General features: G+C 71.1%; 14 protein-coding genes. 3 read left to right on the top strand and 11 right to left on the bottom strand.

Annotation, left to right across the window (positions count from 1 at the left end; all coding sequences use genetic code 11):
- Window positions 1-25: 25 nt before the first annotated feature.
- Window positions 26-622, bottom strand: coding sequence for a recombination mediator RecR (recR, locus tag ACFDS6_RS02085; protein ID WP_375270447.1), 597 nt, complete (start codon window positions 620-622; stop codon window positions 26-28).
- A 96-nt stretch (window positions 623-718) separates the two neighbouring features.
- On the opposite strand from recR, the gene fmt reads away from it, so the two are divergent.
- The gene (gene fmt, locus ACFDS6_RS02080; protein ID WP_375270446.1) at window positions 719-1633 is read left to right on the top strand and encodes a methionyl-tRNA formyltransferase; all 915 of its coding nucleotides are present in this window, start codon (window positions 719-721) and stop codon (window positions 1631-1633) included.
- Complete coding sequence (gene truA / locus ACFDS6_RS02075) at window positions 1630-2367, top strand: tRNA pseudouridine(38-40) synthase TruA (RefSeq protein ID WP_375270445.1); 738 nt, start codon at window positions 1630-1632, stop codon at window positions 2365-2367. Before fmt ends, truA begins: the two co-directional genes overlap by 4 nt.
- 7 nt (window positions 2368-2374) lie before the next feature.
- Here truA and ACFDS6_RS02070 read toward each other — a convergent pair whose 3' ends face one another.
- The 10 genes from ACFDS6_RS02070 to dapA form a co-directional block, all read right to left on the bottom strand.
- Entirely contained in the window at window positions 2375-3547 is a 1173-nt protein-coding gene (locus tag ACFDS6_RS02070; protein WP_375270444.1) for a class I SAM-dependent RNA methyltransferase, read from the bottom strand.
- 31 nt (window positions 3548-3578) lie between these two features.
- Window positions 3579-4961, bottom strand: coding sequence for an NAD(P)H-hydrate dehydratase (locus ACFDS6_RS02065; RefSeq protein ID WP_375270443.1), 1383 nt, complete (start codon window positions 4959-4961; stop codon window positions 3579-3581).
- Window positions 4958-5362 (bottom strand): hypothetical protein, encoded by a 405-nt coding sequence (locus ACFDS6_RS02060; protein WP_375270442.1) that lies wholly within the window; start codon window positions 5360-5362, stop codon window positions 4958-4960. The genes ACFDS6_RS02065 and ACFDS6_RS02060 overlap by 4 nt, the downstream gene beginning before the upstream one ends.
- Window positions 5343-7064, bottom strand: a complete 1722-nt coding sequence (gene ilvD / locus ACFDS6_RS02055) for a dihydroxy-acid dehydratase (protein ID WP_375270441.1) — start codon at window positions 7062-7064, stop codon at window positions 5343-5345. Before ilvD ends, ACFDS6_RS02060 begins: the two co-directional genes overlap by 20 nt.
- Window positions 7065-7176: 112 nt before the next feature.
- Window positions 7177-7518: a response regulator gene (locus tag ACFDS6_RS02050; protein ID WP_375270515.1), complete on the bottom strand. Its 342-nt coding sequence runs from the start codon at window positions 7516-7518 to the stop codon at window positions 7177-7179.
- 70 nt (window positions 7519-7588) lie between these two features.
- Window positions 7589-9967 carry a response regulator gene (locus ACFDS6_RS02045; protein ID WP_375270440.1) on the bottom strand — a complete coding sequence of 793 codons (2379 nt, stop codon included), beginning with the start codon at window positions 9965-9967 and terminating at the stop codon, window positions 7589-7591.
- Between the two features lie 175 nt (window positions 9968-10142).
- The gene (locus ACFDS6_RS02040; protein WP_375270439.1) at window positions 10143-10691 is read right to left on the bottom strand and encodes a DUF2062 domain-containing protein; all 549 of its coding nucleotides are present in this window, start codon (window positions 10689-10691) and stop codon (window positions 10143-10145) included.
- Entirely contained in the window at window positions 10691-11173 is a 483-nt protein-coding gene (gene smpB, locus ACFDS6_RS02035) for an SsrA-binding protein SmpB (RefSeq protein WP_093002347.1), read from the bottom strand. The genes ACFDS6_RS02040 and smpB overlap by 1 nt, the downstream gene beginning before the upstream one ends.
- Before the next feature lie 82 nt (window positions 11174-11255).
- Window positions 11256-11561, bottom strand: a complete 306-nt coding sequence (locus ACFDS6_RS02030) for a hypothetical protein (protein WP_375270438.1) — start codon at window positions 11559-11561, stop codon at window positions 11256-11258.
- A gap of 55 nt (window positions 11562-11616) precedes the next feature.
- A complete protein-coding gene (gene dapA / locus ACFDS6_RS02025) occupies window positions 11617-12498 on the bottom strand; it encodes a 4-hydroxy-tetrahydrodipicolinate synthase (RefSeq protein WP_375270437.1) in 882 nt (293 codons plus the stop codon).
- Between the two features lie 89 nt (window positions 12499-12587).
- On the opposite strand from dapA, the gene ACFDS6_RS02020 reads away from it, so the two are divergent.
- Entirely contained in the window at window positions 12588-14564 is a 1977-nt protein-coding gene (locus ACFDS6_RS02020) for a lytic transglycosylase domain-containing protein (RefSeq protein WP_375270436.1), read from the top strand.
- The last annotated feature ends 19 nt before the right edge of the window (window positions 14565-14583 follow it).

The following is a 14583-nucleotide window of genomic DNA, read 5'->3' as shown; positions in this document are numbered from 1 at the left end:
GTCATTGCAGCGTCAAGCGATGCGGTCAGGCGACAGGACGGCGCGCGCGCAGCGCCTGCGCGAGCGTGCCCTCGTCGAGATAGTCGAGCTCGCCGCCGACCGGCAGGCCGTGCGCGAGCTGCGTCAGACGGACCGGATAGCGCTCCAGCCGGTCGGCGACGTAGTGTGCAGTCGTCTGCCCTTCCAACGTGGCGTTCATCGCTAGCACGACCTCGTCGATCTCGCCCTTGGCGACGCGCGCGACGAGCGGTTCGATCGCGAGGTCCTCCGGCCGGACGCCTTCGAGCGCGGACAAGCGCCCGCCGAGCACGTGAAAGCGGCCGGGGAACAGCCGCGAGCGCTCCAGCGCCCACAGGTCGCTCACGTCCTCCACCACGCACAGCGCTCGCAGGTCGCGGCGCGAGTCGGCGCAGATCGCGCACGGATCGCTGGTGTCGACGTTGCCGCAGGTCGAGCAGGTCGACAGCCGTTCCTCGACCGCGGTCAGCGCGGCACGCAAGGGGACGAGCGCGTTCTCGCGCTTCTTGACCAGGTGCAGCACCGCGCGCCGGGCCGAGCGGGGACCGAAGCCGGGCAGACGGGACAGCGCCTGCGTCAGCGCCTCAATCTCGGGGGATGCCATGCTCGGTATATGGCGATGCGCCTGGGCGAGCGCCAGCGTGCGGGGTGACGCAGCGCGGGGTGACTGGGCGGGCGCGTTGTGGGAAAGGCCGCATCCATGCGGATCGTCTTCATGGGAACCCCAGACTTCGCGGTGCCGACGCTCGACGCGCTGGTGGATGCGGGATACGAGATCGTCGCGGCCTACAGCCAGCCGCCTCGACCGGGTGGACGGCGCGGGCGCGAGCTGGTCGCCTCCCCGGTGCAGCGGCGCGCGGAGGCGCTCGGCATCGCGGTGCGCACCCCGGTGTCGCTCAAGAGCGCGGAGGAGCAGGCCGCGTTCGCCGCACTGGACGCCGATGTAGGCGTGGTCGCCGCCTACGGACTGATCCTGCCGCAGGCGGTGCTCGACGCGCCGCGGCTCGGGTGCCTGAACGTCCACGGCTCGCTGCTGCCGCGCTGGCGCGGGGCGGCGCCGGTCCAGCGCGCGATCATCGCGGGCGACGCGGAGACGGGCGTCGGGATCATGCAGATGGAGGCCGGGCTCGACACCGGACCGGTGCGACTGGAGGGGCGGATGCCCGTGGACCACAAGACCGCGGGCGAGCTAACCGCCGAGCTGGCGCAGCTGGGCGCGCGATTGATGGTCGCGGTGCTGGGCGACGTGGACGCGCACCCGCCGGTGCCGCAGCCGGGCGACGGCGTGACCTATGCCGCAAAGATCAGCAAGGCGGAAGCGAAGATCGACTGGACGCTGAGCGCCGGCGCGATCGAGCGGATGGTGCGCGGGCTCAACCCCGCGCCGGGCGCGTGGTTCGAGGTCGCGGGCGAGCGCGTGAAGATCCTCGCCGCTGACGTGCTGCCCTTCACCTTTCCCGGCGGCGAGGGCGTGACGGTCGACGCGGCGCTGACGATCGGCTGCGGCGACGGCGCGCTGCGCCCGACATTGGTGCAGCGTGCCGGGCGCGGGGTGACGAGCGCGGCGGAGCTGCTGCGCGGCTTTCCGGTTCGGTCGGGGACTGAGCTCGCGTGACGCGCTTCGCGCTGATGGTCGAGTTCGACGGGCGACCGTTCATGGGCTGGCAGCGCCAGCCGCACGGGCCCAGCGTGCAGGGCGCGATCGAGGAAGCGCTGCACACGATCACGGGCGAGGCGGTGACGGTGCACGCGGCCGGGCGGACCGACGCGGGGGTTCACGGCCTCGCAATGCGCGCGCACGTCGACGTGGCCAAGGCGATCACGCCGTTTCGGCTGATGGAGGCGCTGAACGCCCGGCTCAGGCCGGAGCCGGTCGCGGTGCTGGCGTGCGAGGCGGTGGCGGACGACTGGCACGCGCGCTTCTCGTGCCGGGGGCGCAGTTATGAATACCGCATCGTCAATCGCCGCGCGCCGCTGACGGTCGAGCGCGGGCTGGCGTGGCAGGTGCCGCAGCCGCTCGACGCAGCGGCGATGCACGCGGGCGCGCAGGTGCTGGTCGGGCGGCACGATTTTACGACCTTTCGCTCGGTTCACTGCCAGTCGGCGAGCCCGGTCAAGACGCTCGCGCGGCTGGGCGTCCGACGCGCGGGCGATCGCGTGGTGGTGGAGGCGGCCGCGCGGTCCTTCCTCCATCATCAGGTGCGCTCGATGGTCGGCTGCCTGGTGCTCGTAGGGCTCGGACGCTGGAGCGTCGAGCGGCTGCGCGAGGCGCTAGAAGCGGCGGACCGCGCGCAACTGGGGCTCAACGCGCCGCCCGACGGGCTGTTCTTCGTCGCCGCGGATTACTGATCGCGCGTCACTGGCGCGAGAAACGCGCCGCGAGTTCGGTGTGGGTCGACCAGCGGAACTGTCCGACGGGGACGACCCAGTGGAGGCGGTAGCCACCCTCGCACATGATCTTCGCGTCGCGGGCGAAGCTGCTGGGATTGCACGAAACGTAAGCGACGTGCGGAACGCGCGCCGCGGCGAGTGCATCGATCTGCTCGCGCGCGCCCGCGCGTGGCGGGTCGAGCACGATTGCGTCGAAGCGATCGAGCTCCGCGGTGGTGAGCGGGCGGCGGTAGAGGTCGCGGTGCTCGGTAAAGACCGGCCGCTGCGCGCGGTCGGCACCGGCCTTGAGCGACAGGATCGCGTCGCGCCCTCCTTCGGCGGCGTAGACGCGGCCCGGCAGCGACAGCGCGAAGGTGCCGAGGCCGGCGAACAGGTCGGCGGTGATGCGCGGCGTGCCGATTGCCTCCTTCACCGCTGCCACCAGCGCCGCCTCGCCCTCGCGCGTCGCCTGGAGGAAGGCGGCGGGCGGCAGCGGGACGGGCGTGCCGCCGAGCGTGATTGTGACCGCGTCGGGCTCCCAGTGGGTTTCCGCGCCGATCCCGTCGTCGAACGCGATCCGCGCGACCCGGTGCGCCTGCGCGAAGTCGGCGATCGCGTCGGCGTGCTTGAGCCCGGACGGCGTGACGCCGGTGACCAGCACGTCGACGCCCTGGTCGGCGAGGATCAGGTGGACGTCGAGGCGGCGCCTGGGCTTGAACACCGGCAGCAGCCGCTTGAGCGGGCGCACCAGCGCGAACAGTTCGGGCGCGAGCACGTGGCACTCGTGCATGTCGATCAGCTGGTGGCTCTTCTCGCCCGAGAAGCCGAGCCGGCCGGCGGGATCGTAGTGGAGCGTCGCGCGGCGGCGGGTGCGCGGCGGCGATAGCTGGGCTGCGCGGATCTCGGTCGCGAGCCCCTGCGCGGCGAGCGCGCCGGCGACGCGGTCGGTCAGGAAGGAGGACCAGCTCTCGTCGTCGAGGTGCTGGAGCTGGCAACCGCCGCACTCGGGAAAGTGGCGACACGGCGGCGTCTGGTGGTGCGGGCCGGGGGTTATGCTGCCGTCGGGCGCGATCGTGTCGCCGGGTGCGGCGAACGCGACGTGGCGGCCGTCCTCGGCCACGCCCTCGCCGCGCGCCGCGACGCGTGTGATGATGCTCATCGCCGCGCCCTAGAGCGGTTCGCGCGCCACGTCACGCGACAGCGGCGCGCGCCCCCGCCAGAGCCCTTGCGAGGTCGTCCGCGATGAAGGCCGGGCCGAGCGCGCGCGCCGCCTCGCCGTGGAGCCACACGCCCGCGGCGGCGGCGTCGAGCGGGTCGAGCCCGGCGGCGAGGCAGGCGGCGATCGCGCCGGCCAGCACGTCGCCGCTGCCGGCGGTGGAGAGCCAGTTGCTCGCGGACGGGGACAGGCGCGCGCGGCCGTCGGGCGCGGCGATGACGGTGTCCGCGCCCTTGAAGACGACGACGGCACCGGCGGCCCGGGCGGCGTCGCGCGCTCGGTCGAGCTTGCTGCCCGGCCCGTCGCCGAACAGCGCGACGAACTCGCCGGCGTGCGGCGTCAGGATGACCGGTCCGGCGCGGGCGCGGAGCTGCTCGGGTGTCACGAGGTGGAGCGCGTCACCGTCGACGATGAGCGGGTGGTCGGTGCCGAGCGCGCGCTCGACCAGCGCGCGCATCGAGCCGTCGCGGCCAAGCCCGGGGCCGACCACCAGCGCGCCGATCCGCGGGTCGCCGAGCGACTCGTCGCTGAGCGCGCGGCGGACGAGCGCGTGCGGTGCGGCGGGGATCGTCGCGCCGAGCAACGCGACGTAGCCCGCGGACGCGTGCATCGCCGCGCGCGCCGCAAGCTCGCTCGCGCCCGTCATCCGCCCCTTGATGATCGCGACCATGCCGCGGTTGAACTTGTGCGCGCTCGGCCCTGGCGCGGGCAGTATGGGGGTCGCCAGCACCCGCGTGCGATCGTCCGCCTCGATGCCGATGTCGAGCAGCCGCACCGCGCCGCAACGCGCGGCGGCGGGCTGCAGCAGATGGGCGGGCTTGAGCGCGCCGAGCGCCAGCGTGATGTCGACGGGTGCCGGGCAGCCGAACAGCGCCCCGCTGTCGGTGTCGACGCCGCTCGGCAGGTCGACCGCGATCGTCAGGCGCGCCGCACGCGACAGGCGGTTGAGGGTCGCTGCCACGTCGTCGTCCAGCTTGCGCGTCAGGCCGATGCCGAACAGCGCGTCGACGAGCACGGGCGCAGGAGCGGCAGAGGCGAGCGGTTCGACCGGCCCGGTCCAACCGTCACATGCCTGTTTGGCGCTGTCGGTGCGCGACTCGGTGAGCGCGGCGACGCGCACCGGGTGGCCGGCGGACGCGAGCGTGGCGGCGATCACATAGCCGTCGCCGCCATTGTTGCCGGGGCCGCACAGCACCAGCACCTCACCGCCGACGGAGACGCGCCGGATCGCGTGCGCGCACGCCTGCCCTGCGCGCTGCATCATGGCGAACGGTTCGACACCGGCCGCGAAGGCGCGTGCCTCCGCCTCGCGCGTCGCGGCCGCGGTCAGCACCGCGGCACCCTCGATCGATTTCACTGCTTCGCCGCACCCTTCACGGTCGCGGGCAGTCGGTAGACGTCGTCGCCGAGCGCGACCTCGATCTCGTTGTTGCCGACCAGTGTCACCTGCGCCGGCTGCGCCCCGTCGGCGGCGATCACGCCGCGGCCGTCCTTGGTCACCAGCAATCGGCGAAAGCCGCCGTCGGGGTGCCGCACGGTCAGCAGCAGCCCGCGATCGGCCTCCTGCCGCTCGACGCTGCACACGCGCGACAGCGTCGCCGCCGCGCCGACCGCGCAGTTGATCAGACCGTCGTCGGCCGCCTCCTGATCCTGCATTGCCTCGACATTGGCCAGAACCTGAGTGTTCGCGGTCTGCTCAGGCGAGCAGGCAGCGGCGAGCGCAGCGAGCAGGAGCGCGCTAGATATCCGCGTAGACATGCGTCTCCGCCTGCGCGCCGGGATGGGTGACAGCGCCCTTGTAGGCGGGACCGACATTCTGAGCATAACGCCACAATGCGCCCGAGCCATAGTCGTTGCGCCGCGCCTGCCAGCGCGCGCGGCGATCCGCCAGCACGTCGTCGGCGACGTGGAGGTCGATCGTGCCCGCCTCGGCGTCGATGCGGATCGTGTCGCCGTCCTCGACCAGCGCGATCGGGCCGCCGTCCGCCGCCTCCGGCCCGACATGGCCGATGCAGAAGCCGCGCGTCGCGCCGGAGAAGCGGCCATCGGTGATGAGCGCCACCTTCTCCCCCATGCCGAGTCCGTATAGCGCGGCGGTGGTGGACAGCATTTCGCGCATGCCGGGGCCGCCCTTCGGTCCTTCGTAGCGGATGATGACGACCTCGCCCTCGCGGATCGCGCGCGCCTCGACCGCGGCGAAGGCGTCCTCCTCGCAGTCGAAGCAACGCGCCGGCCCCTCGAACTGGAGCCGGTGCATGCCGGCGACCTTCACGATCGCGCCGTCGGGGGCGAGGCTGCCGCGCAGCCCCACGACGCCGCCGGTCGGGGTGATCGGCGCGCGCGCGTCGTAGATCACCTTCTGTTCGGGGTTCCAGGTCACCTCGTCGATGTTCTCGGCCAGTGTGCGGCCGGTAACGGTCAGGCAGTCGCCGTTGAGCAACCCTTCGCCGAGCAGCGTCTTCATCAGCATGTAGACGCCCCCGGCCTCGTACATGTCCTTGGCGACGTACTTGCCGCCGGGTTTCAGGTCGGCGATGTAGGGCGTGGTCTTGAAGACCTCGGCGACATCGAACAGGTCGAAGTCGATCCCCGCCTCGTGCGCCATCGCGGGCAGGTGGAGCGCGCCATTGGTCGATCCGCCGGTCGCCGCGACGATGCGCGCGGCATTCTCGAACGCCGCGCGCGTGCAGATGTCGCGCGGGCGGATGTTGGCGGCGAGTAATTCCATCACCTGCGCGCCCGCCGCGACCGCGATCTGCTCGCGCGAGGTATAAGGTGCAGGCACCATGTTGCTGTTCGGCAAAGACAATCCGATCGCCTCGCCGACGCAGGCCATCGTGTTGGCGGTGTACTGCCCGCCGCACGCGCCGTGTCCCGGACATGCCACCTTTTCCAGCGCGTGCACCTCGCTGATCGGGCACGTACCCGCGGCGTAGCGGCCGACGACCTCGAACACGTCGACGACGGTCACGTCGCGGTCCTCGAACCGGCCCGGCAGGATCGAGCCGCCGTAGACGAAGATCGAGGGCACGTCGAGCCGGAGCATCGCCATCATCATGCCGGGCAGCGACTTGTCGCAGCCCGCGAAGCCGACCAGCGCGTCGTAGCAGTGGCCGCGGACCGAAAGTTCGACCGAGTCGGCGATGACCTCGCGGCTGACGAGGCTCGACTTCATGCCCTGGTGCCCCATCGCGATCCCGTCGGTGACCGTGATGGTGTTGAAGCGGCGCGGCATGCCCCCGCCCTGCTCCACCCCGCGGCGCGCGGCATCGGCCTGCGCGTCGAGCGTGGTGTTGCACGGCGCGCTGTCGTTGCCGGCGGAGGCGAGTGCCACGAACGGGCGCGCGATCTCCTCCTCGGTGAGGCCCATCGCGTAGTAATAGCTACGGTGCGGGGCGCGCTCAGGACCGACCGAAACGTGGCGGCTCGGCAGGCGGTTCTTGTCGAAACGTGTGATCATGGTGCGCGGGCTATGCTGCGGGCGCGCAAGCTATGGCAAGCCTCGAAGCTGCGCAGAGACAGAAAAGTTCGCGCAGATCAGCCCGGCCAAGCCAAGCCAAGCCCAGCTCAACTCAGCCCAGCTTGGCGAGTGCCTGCTCGACGCCTTCCATCGTATAGGGCTTGGGCAGCATCGGACGATCGCGGTACTCGGGCGCGATATCCTCGCCGCCGCCGCCGCTGGCGAAGACGAACGGGATGTTCCTGGCGGCAAGCGCCTCCGCGATCGCGAAGCTCTTCTCGCCGCCGCGCAGGTTGACGTCGAGGATCGCGGCGTCGAGCGCACCCTCCTCCACCATCGGCAGCGCCGCGGCGACGCTGTCGGCGGTGCCGGCATGCTGGCGGTCGAGCGCGTCGAGGAAGTCCTCGAGCATCATCGCGATCAGCGGTTCGTCTTCGACCAGGAGCACGCGCATCGTCATCGGAAGCGTGCCATAACGCGGGTTCGGGCGAGCGCAACCTTCACGCTTATATAGTTGATCGAGATCAAGCGCTCGCGAGCGCGTCGCGCGCGGCCTCGGCGAGTTGCTGGACCGAGAACGGCTTGGGCAGGAAAGCGACGTTGTCGAGGTCGATCGAGCGCCGCAGCTGCTCCTCCGCGTAGCCCGACATGAACAAGATCGGAATGTCGGGATAACGTTCGCGCACCGCGCGCGCGAGCGTCGGTCCGTCCATCACCGGCATCATCACGTCCGACACGATAAGGCTGGGGCGCTCGGCGGTCTCCAGCAGCTCCAGCGCCGCCTCGCCGTGGTCGGCGGCGAGCACGGTGTAGCCCTGCCGCGTCAGCGCGCGCTCGGCGATGGCGCGAACCATGTCCTCGTCCTCCACCAGCAGGATCGTGCCGCTGCCCCAGGAGTCGTTGGGCTTGGTGCGCGGCGCCTTGCGCGGCGTGGCGGCTTCGTCGCCGACGGCGTGCACCGGGAAGTAGATGGTGAAGGTGGCGCCCTGCCCGGGCCGCGAGTCGGCGAAGATGTACCCGCCCGACTGCTTCACGATGCCGTAGACGGTCGACAGGCCGAGCCCGGTGCCCTTGCCGACCTCCTTGGTGGTGAAGAACGGCTCGAAGATCTTCGGCAGCACGTCGGGCGGAATGCCGGTCCCCGTGTCGGCGATCTCCAGCGCGGTATAGTCGCCGAGCGGCATAATATCGGTGCCGCGCGCGCGCAGCTCGGCGATGGTGGCGGCGCGCGTCTGGATCGTGACGCGCCCGCCGCCGGTAGCACTTGGGCCCTTCGCGAGCATCGCGTCGCGCGCGTTGACCGCTAGGTTTACGACGACCTGTTCGAGCTGCCCCGGATCGGCGCGCACTGCGCCCAGGTCGCGGCCGTGCTTGACCTCCAGCACCACCGTCTCGCCGAGCAGGCGGCGCAGCAACGTCGACACCTCGGACACGACGTCGGGCAGTTGCAGCACCTGCGGGCGGAGTGTTTGCTGGCGCGAGAAGGCGAGCAATTGGCGCGTCAGGCTCGCGGCGCGGTTCGAATTGGCGCGGATCTGCTGGATGTCGTCGTAATCGCTGTCGCCGGGGGAGTGGCGCATCAACATCAGGTCGCAGTGGCCGATGATCGCGGTGAGAATGTTGTTGAAATCGTGCGCGACACCGCCGGCGAGCTGGCCGACAGCCTGCATCTTGGTCGCCTGCGCGACCTCGCGCTTCAATCGGTTCTCCTCGCCATTGTCCTTGAACGACAGCAGGACGGAGGCGCCGCCGAAGCCGCGCGTCGCCGCGATCGACAAGGCGAGCGGCTCGTCGGGATGATCCTTCAGCCGGATCGCGAGATCGGCCGATTGCGCGCCGCCGGTCGTAAAGCGACGCACCGCGTCGGCGACGGCCGCCTTGTCCTCGCGCACTACCAGGTCGCCCGGATAGAGCGGCGGGGCGGACGGCTCCACCCCCGCCATCCGCGCGAAGGCGGCATTCATTGCGGTGAAGCGCCCCTCGCGGTCGACCAGCGCGAGGCCGAAGGGAATGATCGACAGCAACGTCTGCACGTCCTGCGGATCACCGACCGGGGATGCGGCAGCCAGATCGTCGACGAGCCCGACGAGCACGGGCGATTGCTGATCGGAGCCGAGCGCGACCTGGAGCAGGCGCAGCGGCCCCGCTTCCTCGTCGCGCGCGAAACGAACGCTGCCGCCCGGGTCGCCGACGAGGAGCTGGGCGAGATCCTGCCCCTCGATCGACGCGTTCCGCTGCCCGGTCGCGCGCGCGGCGAGCACGCGGTTGGCGGCGATCACCCGACCGGCCGGCGTCATCACCGCCGCCATGATACCGGCTTCGCCGAGCCGGTCACCGAGCGGACCGTCGATCTCCCGCGCGAGCGACTGTCGGGTGTCGCCGGCGCGCTGTCCGACGAAGCGCCAGATGAGGTGATCGCCGGCGTGACCGGACCGCGTGATCTCGACCGCGACCGGCGTTCCGGCCACCTCGACGCGCGCGAGAGCTGCGCGACCGTCCCGCCACGCGTCGCGACCGGCCGCGGTCAGCGCGACGAGGTCGGGTTCGGCGAGCGCGAGACCGGGCGGTGTCGCGAGACCGCCACAGAGCGCCTCGTACGCCTCGTTCGCGCAGACGAGATGCCCGCTCTGCCCGGTCACCGCGACCGCGTCGGCGTTGGCGCCCGCGAGCGCGGCGGCCAGCGACCAGTCGGTCGCGGGTGCCTCCTGCGTTCGCGTCGGGAGCGCGGTCCTGATCGCGAGCGCCACCCCGGTCAGGATGACCGCCGCCGCGACGAAGCCCGCCGCGACGATCACGCTGCCGACCAGCCACAGCACGATACCGCCCGCGACCGCGCCAGCCGCCACCGCGATCAGCAGCGCGGCGCGCCCGCCGCCGGTCACCGAGTGGTTCACTTCGGACAAGGCCGCCTCAACCGCGCCGCGCGTCGATGGCGCGGGCGAGGCTGTATGTAGGTAGCTCAGCGTTCGCGACGGACTGCGCGGGAAACAGGATCGAACGACACATCAACCGCTACCCATGCCGGAACAAGGATGCAGCCTTAAGCCGACAACCGGGCCGGCGCCAGAGCGGCGACTATCAGATGCGCTCGTGCCGCGCCTTCCATTTGCGCGCGATCCACAATCGCCAACCGAGCGCCGCCACCGCGTAGCCGGTGACCGCGCTGACTGCGGCGATGACGAGCAGCCCCAGGATCAGGTTGGGCCCGAATTGCCCCAGCCACTGCAGCCACGTCATCGCCGCTTCCGCGACGGGCTGCGCGACCGCGGCCGCGTCCGAGCGGAGCAGCCAGGCGCCGATCTGATAGGCCGCGAACAGGATGAACGGCGTCGTCAGCGGGTTGGTGATGAAGGTGACGAGTGCCGCCACCGGCACGTTGGCGCGGAACGGCAGCGCGATCAGCGCCGCGATCGCGATCTGCCCGACCGGGAACATGATGCCCGCGACCATGCCGAGCGCCACGCCGCGCGGCACCGACCGGCGCGTGAAGCGCCACAGTTCGGGCGCGAGCACGCGGTGCGCGACCGGCCGCAGCATGCGGCTGTTCTCCATCGACTCGCGCGTCGGCAGGTTGCGCCTGCTCCACGCGGCCATGCGATCCCACACGGTCATCGGGCGCGACGCCATCAGCCGTGATCGCGCATGATGCGCCCGGCATCGCGCTTCCACTCGCGTTCCTTGATGTGCTCGCGCTTGTCGTGCGCCTTCCTGCCCTTCGCCAACGCCAACTCCACTTTGGCACGACCCTGTCCGTTGAAGTAGACGGTCAGCGGCACGAGCGTCATGCCCTCGCGCGCGACCGCGCCGTGGAGCTTGTTAATCTCGCGCTCGTGAAGCAGGAGTTTACGCGGACGCTTCGCCTCGTGGTTGAAGCGGTTGCCGTGGCTGAATTCGGGCACGTTGGAATTGACCAGCCACACCTCGTCGCCGCGCACCTCGGCGTAGCTCTCCGCGATCGAGCCCTCGCCAAAGCGGAGCGACTTCACCTCGGTGCCAGTCAGGACGATGCCCGCCTCGTAGACGGTGTCGACCGCGTAGTCGAACCGCGCGCGGCGATTCTCGGCAACAATCTTCTTCTTGTCGAAGGTGGCGGGCTTGGGACGCGACATGGCCGCGATGTAGGCACGTAGCGGTCGGGCGGCAAAGGGCGATCGTTACGATTGGGCGCGGAAGGAGGGCGCTACGCCCCGGTCAGAACGGCCGCTTGAGGCGGAGCATGATCCGGTTTGTTGGTATGCCGCCGACGTCGCCTTGCTCGGTTTCGGCGCTCACGGTGTTGCCGCCGATCGTGGTCCGCGCCTTCGGCAAGGCTTGCGGGTCGCTCGAGTAGCGCTCGGGCGCGGCGCGGAGACGGAACTGCTCCTGACCGCGCCCGCACACGACGACCTCGGAGTCGCCCGGCTGCGCGCTCGGGCACTCGCGCGGCAGCACCGAGCGGGGCGCGGGCAGAACCGGTCCGGCTACCGCGGCGGCCTGGAGGAGCAGGCCGGCGATCACCTTCGCATTTTCCGCCAGCGGGAAGGTCGCTTCATCGCTCCCTCCCCGCCCATCATCAAAGCCCCGCGTTCTCCAGGCCGGCATCGACCGCGGCCCGCGCCGCTTCGCCGGGCCAGATCATCGGCAGCCGCAGCCCGCGCGGGAAGTCGGGCCGCACCTTGCTGACGGCGTATTTGACCGGCCCCGGCGATGCGTCGGTGAACAGCGCCGTGTGAAGCGGGAACAGCCGGTCGTGGAGCGCGCGCGCGGCAGCGTAATCGCCTCGGGCGCACGCCGCCTGGAAATCGGCGCACAGCCGCGGCGCGACATTGGCGCTTACCGAGATACACCCCGTTCCGCCGGTCGCGTTGAAGGCGAGCGCGAGGTCGTCGTTGCCCGACAATTGGCAGAACTCATCGCCCAGGCTGGCGCGGTGCTGCGACACGCGGGTCATGACACCGCTCGCGTCCTTCACCGCCACGAACACTTGCGGGAACGCCTGCACGATGCGCGCGAGCGTGTCGGGCAGGATGTCGGTCACCGTGCGCGCCGGCACGTTGTAGAGCACGATCGGCAGCGGCGCGTCGGCGCCCAGCGCCTCGAAGTGGCGGAAGATGCCCTCCTGCCCCGGACGGTTGTAGTAAGGCGGCACCATCAGCGCGGCGTCGGCGCCCGCCTCCTTCGCGGCGACGAGGTTGGCGCGCGCCACGCGAGTATCATTCGACCCCGCGCCCGCGATCACCGGCACGCGCCCGCGCGCCTGGTCGACGCAGACGCGGACGATCGCGAACTGCTCCTCCTTGGTCAGCGTCGCCGCCTCGCCGGTCGTGCCGCACGGCACCAGCGCGGACGATCCTTCGGCGATCTGCCACTCGATGAAATCGCTATAGACCTGCTCGTTGAAGGCGCCGTCGTCGTCGAACGGCGTGACCAGCGCGGGGATCGAACCTGTAAACATGGGCTGAACGCTCTCTCCGGCGCGGTGGAAATATAAAGTCGTTCAGGACAGATACGGGTTGGATCGCTATCCTGTCCACCGATCTGGAAATGGTGATGAAGGCGGGCGCGTTGATCGGAATCGTGGTGGGAGTTGGAGCGGCGCTGTTGCTGGCGCAGGTGCAGGGCGGATCCGTGCCGCAGGGCGTGCAGCCGAATTATCAGGCGCAGTCCGCGGGATTGGCGCAGGCGGTCGCGCAGTGGAAGGTATTGCAGCAGAGCGACTCGCTGCCGTTCGACACCTACGCCAGCTTCCTCCTGGCGCATCCCGGCTGGCCCAACCAGACCGCCAACCGTCGCGCCGCGGAGAAGCAGGCGGCGAGCGGCTATGCCGCGCCGGCGAGCGTGATCGCTTTCTGCCGCCGGTTCCCGCCGCTGACCGGTGCGGGCTGGCTGGCGTGCGCGCGCGCGCATCAGTCGAGCGGCAACCAGGGCGAGGCCTATGCCGCGGCGCGCGCGGCGTGGCGTAGCGGCAGCCTGTCGACCAGCGACGAGAGCGCGGTGCTGACCGGGTTCGCGGGCGCGCTGACCCCGGCCGACCACGACGCACGCATGGACACGTTGCTGTGGCAGGGGCAGACCGGCGCGGCGGCGCGGCAGATCGCGCTGACCAGCGCGGCGGCCCGGCCGTTGTTCGAGGCGCGGCTCGCGTTCCGCACCGGCGGCGCGAACGCGTCCGCGCTCGCCTCCGTCAACGACGCGGCGGGCGCGACGGACGCGGGTTACATCGCCGACAAGGCGGTGTGGCTGCGCAACAGCGGCGCCTCGAACAGCGCGCGCGGCTGGCTGGCGAGGTCGCGGCAGGCATTGGTGCGGCCGAGCAATCCCGAGAAATTCTACGAGGTGCTGCTGACCAACGCGCGCGGCGCGGCGGCGGACAACCAGTGGCAGACCGCCTATGACATCGCGCGGCAGATCGACGACGCCTACCCGGCGGGTACCGACATCTCGACCAAGCCGTACGGCGAGCGCGACGATTACACCAGCCTCGCCTGGCTCGCCGGGCAAGCGGCTTTGACCAAGCTCAACCGTCCCGCGGACGCCGCCTTCCTGTTCCAGCGCTACGGCGAGGCAAGCCAGTCGCCGCAGACGCGCGCCAAGGGCTTCTACTGGGCGGCACGCGCGGCGGAAGCCGCGAACAAGCCCGAGGCGCAGAGCCTGTTCGCGCGCGCGGGCGGGTATCGCGACCAATATTACGGCCAGTTGGCGCTGGAGCACATGCGCCAGCCGCTGGTCGCACCCCCGGCGTTGCCAGCGCGGGCGATTGACGCCACGGTGCGCGCCGCCTTCTTCAATCGCGAAACGGTGCGCGCGGCGCAGCTGCTGGGGCAGACCGGGCAGCGGCAGGACCAGACCGCGTTCGTCCGCCTGATCGCCGCCGACGCGACCAGCGACACCGATCACCTGCTCGCCGACGAGCTGTCGCGCCAGCTCGGGCGCCCCGACCTGGCGGTGCTCGTCGGGCGCAGCGCAATGCAGAACGGCTTGACCGAATATAGCGCGGTCGCCTTCCCCACCGTGCCGGTGCCGGGCGGCTACGAGAGCCAGTGGACGATAATCCACGCGGTCAGCCGGCAGGAAAGCCAGTTCGACCGCGAGGCGCGCAGCCCTGTGGGCGCCAGCGGGCTGATGCAGCTGATGCCCGCCACCGCGCGCGAGCAGGCGGGCAAGCTCGGCCTGCCGTACGATGCCGGCCGGCTGACCGCCGACACGACGTACAACGTCATGCTGGGCTCGAGTTATTTCCAGCGCATCTTCGGGCTGTACGGCAGCTACCCGCTGGCGATCGCGGCTTATAACGCCGGGCCGGGCAACGTGAACAAGTGGCTGCGCGCCAACGGCGATCCGCGCACCGGCGGCGTCGACATGGTCGAGTGGATCGAGGCGATCCCGTACAGCGAGACGCGCAACTACGTGCAGCGCGTGCTGGAGAATGCGGTGGTCTACGACCTGATGAACCCGGCGCGGGCGAAGAGCCGCGGGCCGGCGAATCTCAGCTGGTATCTCGGGCGCAGCCGGGCGGGGTGACGCGCGCTCAGGCAGTGCG

The organism is Sphingomonas sp., from assembly GCF_042095875.1.
GTDB lineage: Bacteria > Pseudomonadota > Alphaproteobacteria > Sphingomonadales > Sphingomonadaceae > Sphingomonas.
Note: the sequence above shows the minus strand (reverse complement) of the source record. Positions and strands in the feature narration are given on the sequence as shown.

What these genes read in the sequence shown, in the direction of transcription:
- ilvD (WP_375270441.1), bottom strand. Translation starts at nt 7,064, where the DNA reads ATGATCACACGTTTCGACAAGAACCGCCTGCCGAGCCGCCACGTTTCG.
- ACFDS6_RS02040 (WP_375270439.1), bottom strand. Translation starts at nt 10,691, where the DNA reads ATGGCGTCGCGCCCGATGACCGTGTGGGATCGCATGGCCGCGTGGAGC.
- smpB (WP_093002347.1), bottom strand. Translation starts at nt 11,173, where the DNA reads ATGTCGCGTCCCAAGCCCGCCACCTTCGACAAGAAGAAGATTGTTGCC.
- dapA (WP_375270437.1), bottom strand. Translation starts at nt 12,498, where the DNA reads ATGTTTACAGGTTCGATCCCCGCGCTGGTCACGCCGTTCGACGACGAC.
- ACFDS6_RS02060 (WP_375270442.1), bottom strand. Translation starts at nt 5,362, where the DNA reads ATGTCTACGCGGATATCTAGCGCGCTCCTGCTCGCTGCGCTCGCCGCT.
- ACFDS6_RS02070 (WP_375270444.1), bottom strand. Translation starts at nt 3,547, where the DNA reads ATGAGCATCATCACACGCGTCGCGGCGCGCGGCGAGGGCGTGGCCGAG.
- fmt (WP_375270446.1), top strand. Translation starts at nt 719, where the DNA reads ATGCGGATCGTCTTCATGGGAACCCCAGACTTCGCGGTGCCGACGCTC.
- recR (WP_375270447.1), bottom strand. Translation starts at nt 622, where the DNA reads ATGGCATCCCCCGAGATTGAGGCGCTGACGCAGGCGCTGTCCCGTCTG.
- ACFDS6_RS02020 (WP_375270436.1), top strand. Translation starts at nt 12,588, where the DNA reads ATGGTGATGAAGGCGGGCGCGTTGATCGGAATCGTGGTGGGAGTTGGA.
- ACFDS6_RS02050 (WP_375270515.1), bottom strand. Translation starts at nt 7,518, where the DNA reads ATGCGCGTGCTCCTGGTCGAAGACGAACCGCTGATCGCGATGATGCTC.